Below are 8,471 nucleotides of genomic sequence, written 5' to 3'. Positions count from 1 at the left end.
AGTCGTTGTTGTGGGTCCATTGCTAGTGCTTCGCGGGGTGAGATGCCGAATAGTGCGGGATCGAACTCGGCTGCGTTGTAGAGGAATCCGCCCTCCTGGGTTGCTGAGGCACCGGGCGCATCCGGATCGTCAGCGCTCAGCTCGGCCAGCGGCCACCCACGATCCGGTGGGAACGCCGAAATCGCATCGCCGCCGGCGGAAACCAGTCCCCACAGCGCCTCCGGGGTGTCCACACCACCGGGAAAACGACAGGCCATCCCGACGACCGCGATCGGCTCGCGGTCCCGGCTCTCGAGTTCGGACAGCCGCTCCCGCGTGCGTTGCAGATCAGCGGTGACCCGCTTGAGATAGCCGAAGAGCTTTTCGTCCTGCGCCATCGCGCACAACCACCTGTCGTTTCGAGCGGACTGGAATGGGGGGCTTGGTCAGAGGTTGCGATCGATGAAATCCATCAACTCCTCCGGTGTGGTGGTGTCGGCGAGGTCCGTCCGGTGGTGTCCGTTCGCGTGGTCGCGCCGGTTCCACTCGGTCAGCAGGTGCGCGAGGCGTTCGGCGACTTGCGCGTGATCGGCGCTCGCCCGTTCCGCGGCGAGCAGGACCTCGAGGCGGTCCAGTTCGCCGAGCAAAGTGTTGGTGGCACCGGGCAATTCGGCATCGAGGAACGCGGCAAGCGCCTCCGGAGACGGATGATCGAACGCGATCGTGGCCGACAACGCGACACCGGTGCGCGCGGTGAGCCGGTTACGCAGATCGACCGCGGTGAGCGAATCGAAACCCAGATCGGTGAAGCTGCGCCGGGTATCCAGCGCGGCGGGCGAGGTATGTCCGAGCGTCGCGGCGACCTCGGCCCGCACCACGTCGACCAGCACGCTGCCGCGCTCCTCGACGGAGAGCCCGATGATCCGCTCGCGCAAGGACACCGCGGCCTGCAGGGGCGAATCCTGTTCCCGGACAGTGACAAACCCGCGCAGCACCGCTGGTAGTTCCGCCGCACCCGTGCCCAGCGCGGCCCGATTCAACAGCAGCGCAACGACCGCCGCGGCACCGGACCCGAGCGCCTCATCGAACATCGCCAACCCCTGCTCCGCCCGGATCGGCAGCACACCCGCGCGCACCAGGCGCCGCCGGTCGGTGTCACCGAGCCCGCCCGCCATGCCGTCCGCGACATCCCACAGACCCCACGCCAGCGACACCGCGGGCAGTCCCTGCGCGCGCCGAACCTCGGCGAGCGCGTCCAGGAACCCATTGGCCGCCGCGTAATTGGCCTGCCCCGCCGACCCGAGCACCCCGGCCGCCGAGGAGAACAGGACGAAGGCCGACAGATCCAGCTCGCGGGTCAGCTCGTGCAGATGCCACGCGCCAACGGCTTTCGGCCCGAACACGGTGCGCAAGCGTTCCGTCGACTGCTCGGACACCGGGGCGTCGTCGACCACCCCCGCGCAGTGCACCACCGCCGACAGCGGCCGGCGCGCGGGCACTGCGGCTAGCAGCTCGGCCAGCGCCCGCCGATCGGACACATCGCACGCCGCGAGCTCCACCTCGGCGCCGAGCTCAGACAGCCGCGCCGCCAGCGCGTCGCTGCCCGGAGCCGCCGCGCCGCGCCTGCTGACGAGCAGCAGCCTGCGCACACCGTGCGCCTCGACCAGATGCCGGGCGATCCGGCCGCCGAGCGCACCGCTCGCCCCGGTCACCAGGACCGTGCCGGGGCGCCACTGCGCATCCGCCGCCGACGGCATCCGGCGCACGAGGCGCGGCACGAACGCACTATCGGAGCTCAGCACCACCTGCGGTTCCCCCGAGGTCACCGCCGCGGCGAGCCGGTCGTCGCCGTCGACCAGGGCAACTCGGCCTGGATATTCGACCTGCACCGACCGCACCAGCCCCCACACCGCGGCGGCGGGCAGGCGGCGGGCGGGATCGTCGGACGCGATGCCGTCGGTGACCACGACCAGGCGTGATCGCGGATCGGCCTGCTGGGTGAGCCAGTCCCGTACCGAGCCGAGCACGTATTCGGCGGCCAGCCGCGCCGACTCGGCCGGGTTGTCCGGATCAGACTGTCGTGCAGCGACTTTCAATATGGAAGTGTCGGCGGGTAGCTCGGTCGCGGCGGGCAGCGCTACGGGCTGCCAATCCACCCGCAGTGACGGAACCCGCACCGTTCGCAGTCCCGCGTCGGAGATCGGCCGCCCGCGCAGCGACGAGACCGAGGCGACCAGGCTGCCCAACGGATCGGCCAGCTCGACGGTGACCTCGTCGCGCCCGCGGCGGACCACCCGGACCGACATCGCCGTGCTCGACCGGCCGTGCAGGGTGACACCGGTCCAGGCGAACGGCAGGCTCGCCGGTTCGCCGTCCGCGTCGATCGCGGTGGCGTGCAGTGCCGCGTCGAACAGGGCCGGGTGCACGGCGAAAGCACCGGCGTCGCCGTCCATGCGGAGCTCGGCGAAGACTTCGTCGCCGCGCCGCCAGGCCGCCCGCATACTGCGGAACGCCGGACCGTAGCTGACGCCGGATTCGCCCATCCGCTCGTAGAAGTCGCCGATATCGATCGCCACCGCGTCGGCCGGTGGCCACTGCACGGCCTCGCTCGGCCGGGCGGCCTGGTCCGCGTCAAGGACACCCGAGCAGTGCCGCGTCCACGGTTCGTCGGGCTCGGCGCTCGCAGGCCGCGAGTACACCGCGACCGCGCGGCGCCCGTCCACCGGCTCGTCGACCTCGACCCGCACCTGCACGCTGTCCGACTCGGTCAGCACCAAGGGCACGTCGGTGATGAGCTCGACCAGATGGGGGTGTCCACTGTGCCGACCGGCGTGCAGCGCCAGATCCACGAACATGGTGCCGGGGAACAACACCGCACCGTGCACCGCGTGGTCGGCCAGCCAGGGCAGGGCGGCGAGCGACACTCGGCCCGTGAACAGCATCCGGTCCGACGACGGTGTGGTCACCGACGCCTTGAGGATCGGGTGATCGGCACTGTCCAGACCCGCCGCGGCAAGGTCGACCACACCGGACGGCTGATTGTCGAGCCAGTAGCGCTGGCGCTGGAACGGGTAGGTCGGCAATGCCGTTGTGCGGGCACCGGTATCGGCGAAGTAGCTGTCCCAGTTAGGGGTTACGCCGTTCGCGATCAGATGGGTGAGGGCGACGGTGAGGGTTTCGGTCTCGGGCCGGTCATGGCGTAGGGAGGACACTGCCGTACCGCTGATGTGTGCCGTCAATGCAGCATTGGGGCCGATCTCCAGGTATACGGCGGGGTTGTGCTCGGCAATGCTGGTGACCGCGTCGGCGAAGCGAACGGTGTTGCGGGCGTGCCTGATCCAATGGCCCGGGTCTGCCAGCATGGTGTCGTCCACCGGTTGGCCAGTGCGGGTGGAGACCATCGGGATCGTCGGTGCGCCGCACGTCAGGTGGGACACGACCGCACCGAATTCGTCGAGGATCGAGTCCATCAGCGGTGAGTGGAAGGCGTGGGAGACCTCGAGCCAGGTGATCCGGTGTCCGTCGAGGCGGGTGGTGATTTCGGTGAGTGCGGTGTGGTCTCCGGACAGCACAACGGCTTTGGGTCCGTTGACGGCGGCGATACCGACTTTGTCTTCGTATCCCCGCAAATGGGGGAGGATTTCGTCTTCGGTGATGTCGATAGCGACCATCGCGCCACCCTCGGGCAGCGACTGCATGAGCCTGCCACGGGTGGTGATGAGCATCGCCGCCTCGGAGAGTGTGAGCGCTCCGGCGATAAAGGCGGCGGTGATCTCACCGATGGAGTGACCCGCCACCACCGTGGGCATGACGGCCCAGGATTCCCAGAGCCGGTACAGGGCGACCTGCAGCGCGAACAGCGCCGGTTGGGCATACCGGGTCTGCTCCAGCAGCTCCTTGTCGTCACCGAAGACGATGTCGCGCAACGGTTGTGGGAGATACCGATCGAGCTCCGCACAGGTGATGTCGAAGGCTGCGGCGTAGACGGGGTACGTGTCGTAGAGTTCGCGACCCATGCCGAGGCGTTGGGTGCCTTGGCCGGAGAACACCATCGCCACGCCGCTCCCGGACGCGCGCCCGGTCACGACCGCCGGGTTCGCGACGCCCTCGGCCAGCGCGGTGAGTGCTTCGACGCGGTCGGTTTCGTTGCCTACCAGCACTACCGCGCGTTCCTCCAGCACGGCTCGGCCGGTGGCGAGTGACCAGCCGATGTCGAGTGCCGACTGTTCCGAGGTCACCGCCGCTGCCAGCTGAGCCGCCTGTGCCCGCAGCGCCGCCGCATCGCGACCGGACAGCACCCACGGCACATACGATGGTGAGTTCTGTTCGTCCGCAGCGGGTTCCGGCTCGGGTGCCTGCTCGAGGATGACATGCGCGTTGGTCCCACTGACACCGAACGAGGACACGCCCGCGCGGCGGGGCCGCTGCCGGTCGGGCCAGAGCGTGTTCTCGGTGAGCAGCGAGATCGCGCCGGTGGTCCAGTCCACGTGCGGCGTCGGTTCGTCGATGTGCAGGGTGCGGGGGAGGATGCTGTGCTGGATGGCCAGGATCATTTTGATGACGCCCGCGGCACCGGCGGCGGCCTGGGTGTGGCCGATATTGGATTTGATGGAGCCCAGCCAGAGTGGCTGTTCGCGGCCTTGTCCATAGGTGGCCAGGAGCGCTTGGGCTTCGATGGGGTCGCCGAGCCGGGTGCCGGTGCCGTGCGCTTCGACCGCGTCCACCTCGGTGGGTTGCAGTCCGGCGTTGGCCAGGGCTTGGCGGATAACCCGTTGCTGGGAAGGGCCATTGGGTGCGGTGAGGCCGTTGGACGCGCCGTCCTGGTTGACCGCCGAACCCCGGAGCACCGCCAGCACGGGGTGGCCATGACGGCGGGCCTCGGAAAGGCGTTCCAGCAGTAGCAATCCCACGCCTTCGCCCCAGCCGGTCCCGTCCGCGGCCGCGGCGAACGCCTTGCACCGGCCGTCGGCCGCCAGCCCGCGCTGCCTGCTGAACTCGACGAAGGGCGCGGGCGTCGCCATGACCGTGACACCGCCCGCGAGGGCCATCGAGCACTCACCGTTGCGCAGGGCCTGCGCCGCCAGATGCATGGCCACCAGCGACGAGGAACACGCGGTGTCGACGGTGACGGCCGGACCCTCCAGGCCGAACACATAGGAAACCCGCCCGGACGCAACGCTTCCCGCGCTGCCGTTGATCAGATACCCCTCCACATCGGCGGGCACATTCGTCAACCGCGCGCCGTAGTCGTGGTACATCACACCCGCGAAGACACCGGTCCGGCTGCCGCGCAACGACATCGGATCGATCCCGGCCCGCTCGAAGGTCTCCCACGCGGTTTCCAGCAGCAGCCGCTGCTGGGGATCGGTCGCCAGCGCCTCGCGCGGGGAGATGCCGAATAGTTCGGCGTCGAATTCGGCGGCGTCCGGCAGGAACGCGCCGGCCGTGGCGAGCACCGACCCCGGCCTGCGGCCGGTGGGGTCGTACAGCTCGTCCGGATCCCAGCCGCGATCCGATGGCATCGCCGCCACCGAGTCCTCGCCGGCGGAGACCAAGCGCCACAACGCTTCCGGCGAACTTGCGCCGCCGGGGAAGCGGCAGCTCATGGCGACGATGACCACCGGATCGTCGGCGGGTGCGGCCACCGCAGCGGGCAATACCCGCGCGTGCACCGACCCGTACAGCGCCTGCTCGAGCTGCTCGGCCAACGCCGTCGGGTTGGGATGGTCGAAGATCGCCGTGGCGGGCAGGCGCAGCCCGGTCGCGGCATTGAGCCGGTTGCGCAGGTCGACCGCGGCGAGCGAGTCGAATCCGAGATCCCGGAACGCGCGGTTCGGCGCGACCTCGTCGGCCGAGCCATGGCCGAGCACCGCGGCCGCCTTGGCTCGCACCAGCTCGAGCAGGGCCGCGGACCGGCGCTCGGCGGGCACGTCCGACAGCAGCCCGGTGCCCTCGTCGGACCGGACCATCGCACGGCGGATCGGCACCCGAATAAGATCCCGCAGCATCGGCGGCACTGGCGCACCGGCCGCGGCCAGCGCCGCGGCGTCCACCCGCATCGCGACCACGGTCGCGTCGCGGCTGCCGGACCAGGCGAGGTCGAAGGCGGCGAGGGCGGCCTCGGTCGTCAGCGCGCCGATGCCCAGCTCCGCGAGCCGACGTAGGTCCGCCTCGGTCAGTGTCTCGGTCAGGGCGCTACGCTCGTCCCACAGTCCCCACGCCAGCGAGACCGCCGGTTCACCCTGATGCCTGCGATAGCGGGCCAGCGCATCGAGAAACGCGTTCGCGGCCGCGTAGCCCGCCTGCCCGGCCGAGCCGAGCACACCGGCGGCCGAGGAGAACAGGAGGAAGCGCCGCACCCGGTGCCCGCGCGTCAGCTCGTGCAGATTGACCGCGGCGTCGATCTTCGGGCGCAGCACCCGGGCGATCTGGTCGGGCGTGAGCGAGTCGAGCGTCCCGTCGGCGAGCACGCCCGCGGCGTGGATGACGGCGGCCACCGGATGGGTGGCACGCAGGTCGTCGAACAGCCGCGTCAGCTCGTCCCGGTCGGCGGCGTCGCAGGCGACGATCTCCGCGCGCGCACCGGCGGCCCGCAGGTCGGCGAGCAGGTCGGCCGCGCCGTCCGCCGCCGGACCCTGCCTGCTGAGTAGCAGCAGCCGGCGCACCCCGTGGGTGTCGACCAGGTGCCGGGCCACCCGGCGGCCGAGCATTCCGGTGCCGCCGGTGATCACCACAGTCCCATCGGGATCGGTTGGCGCACCGACGGTTTCGGTGACTGCCGGGCGCACCAGCCTGGGGAACAGGGGCCTGCCCCGCCGGACCGCGAGCTGTGGCTCACCGCCGGCGACGGCGATCGGCAGCACCCGCTCGGAGGCTTCGGTGCCGTCGACATCGGCGAGGACGAACCGGTCCGGATGCTCGGTCTGCGCCGCGCGCACCATGCCCCACACGGTGGCGAATCGGGTGTGCACCGGATCGTCCGGCAACGACTGGACGGCATGCCGGGTGATCAGCACGAGCTGCGTGTCCTCGAACGACGGCTCGGCGAGCCAGGTTTGCAGCAACGTCAGAATCCGCAGCGCCTCGGTCCGCGCGCTCGCCGCCGACGGCTCGTCGTGCTCGTCGATGCCCTGGTCCAGCCGGGCGAAGACGAGGTAGGGCGGCTCGCCGTCGTCGGCGGCGAAATCGGCGGCCAGCGCGGCGAGATCGTCCGCGTCCCGGATATCGACGTGTGAGACGAGATCCGCGGGCACCACCGACGCCGGGGTGAATTCGCTCCAGTCGACGCGCAGCAGCCCGGCCTCGCCCGCGCCGAGCCGAGTGAGCTCGGCCGGATTCACCGGCCGCAGCACGAGTGCCTCGGCCTGCGCGATCGGCACCCCCGCGGTGTCGAGGAGCGACAATCGGACTTCGGTCGGGCCGACGACATGCAGGCACACCCGTGCCGCTGTGGCGCCGGTGGAATAGACGGTGAAGTTCCGCCACGCGAATGGCAGCACGGACGACACCACGTCGGGAGACGGCGCCGCGAGCAGCGCGGTCTGGGCCGCGGCGTCGAGCAGACCCGGGTGCAGCGCGAACCGTGCCGCGGCCGAGCGCTGTTCCTCAGGCAGTGCGACCTCCGCGAATACCGAACTCCCGCTACGCCATAGCGCGCGCAACCCCTGGAAGGTCGGACCGTAGGCGTAGCCGTGTGCGGCGAGACGTTCGTACACCAGGTCCACGGACTCGGCGGTGGCATTGTGCGGCGGCCACGCGCAGGACATCGGTGCAGCGGCGGCGGATCGCGACAGCGTGCCCTCGGCATGCCGGGTCCACTCGTCACCCGCTAGAGCGCTCTCCGGTCGCGCGTAGACGCCGACCGCATGCCGCTCGCCCTCGGCGGCGGACACCCGCACCCGGAGTTGGACGCCGCCGCGCTCGGGTATCACCAGCGGCGTGGTCAGGGTCAGTTCCTCGACCCGATTGCAGCCGACCTCGTCACCGGCCCGCACCGCCAGCTCCAGCACCGCCGTGCCCGGCAGCAGCGGCACCCCGGCGATGACGTGATCGGCCAGCCACGGGTGAGTGTCGAGCGCGATCCGTCCGGTGAACAGCGTCTCCTGTCCGTCCGGCTGGTCGATGCGCGCCGAGAGCAGCGGATGCGCCAGCGCGGTCTGCCCGGCGGCCGCGAGATTCGCCGTGCCGGTGCCCGTGCCCTCGAGCCAGTAACGGGTGCGCTGGAAGGGGTAGGTGGGCAGGGGAATTCGATGCGCGCCCGGGTACTGGGTTGTCCAGTCGACGGGTAGGCCGGTGGCCCAGGCCTGTGCCACGGAGGTGAGCAGCCGGGTGCGGGTGCCCTCGTTGCGCCGCAGGGTGCCGATGACGGTGATGCTGTCGGCGCACTCCTCCAGCGGCGTGGTGAGGACGGGGTGGGGGCTGGGTTCGATGAAGGTGGTGTGTTGGTCGGTGATGAGGGTTTCGATGGTGGGGTGGAACAGGACTGGTTGGCG

The 8,471-nt window shown here is 70.7% G+C and carries 2 protein-coding genes; both read right to left on the bottom strand.

What is annotated here, in order from left to right; genetic code table 11:
- On the bottom strand, positions 1–377 hold a 377-nt coding region (locus tag ABZW16_RS41710; protein WP_354961688.1), incomplete at its 3' end, for a beta-ketoacyl synthase N-terminal-like domain-containing protein.
- Between the two features lie 48 nt (positions 378–425).
- A partial coding sequence (locus tag ABZW16_RS41705; protein ID WP_354961687.1) for an SDR family NAD(P)-dependent oxidoreductase occupies positions 426–8,471 on the bottom strand: 8,046 nt, incomplete at its 5' end.

Source organism: Nocardia sp. NPDC004604, assembly GCF_040609795.1.
Classification (GTDB): Bacteria; Actinomycetota; Actinomycetes; order Mycobacteriales; family Mycobacteriaceae; genus Nocardia.
The sequence above is the reverse complement of the archived record's forward strand: the minus strand, read 5'-3'. Positions and strand labels throughout refer to the sequence as shown.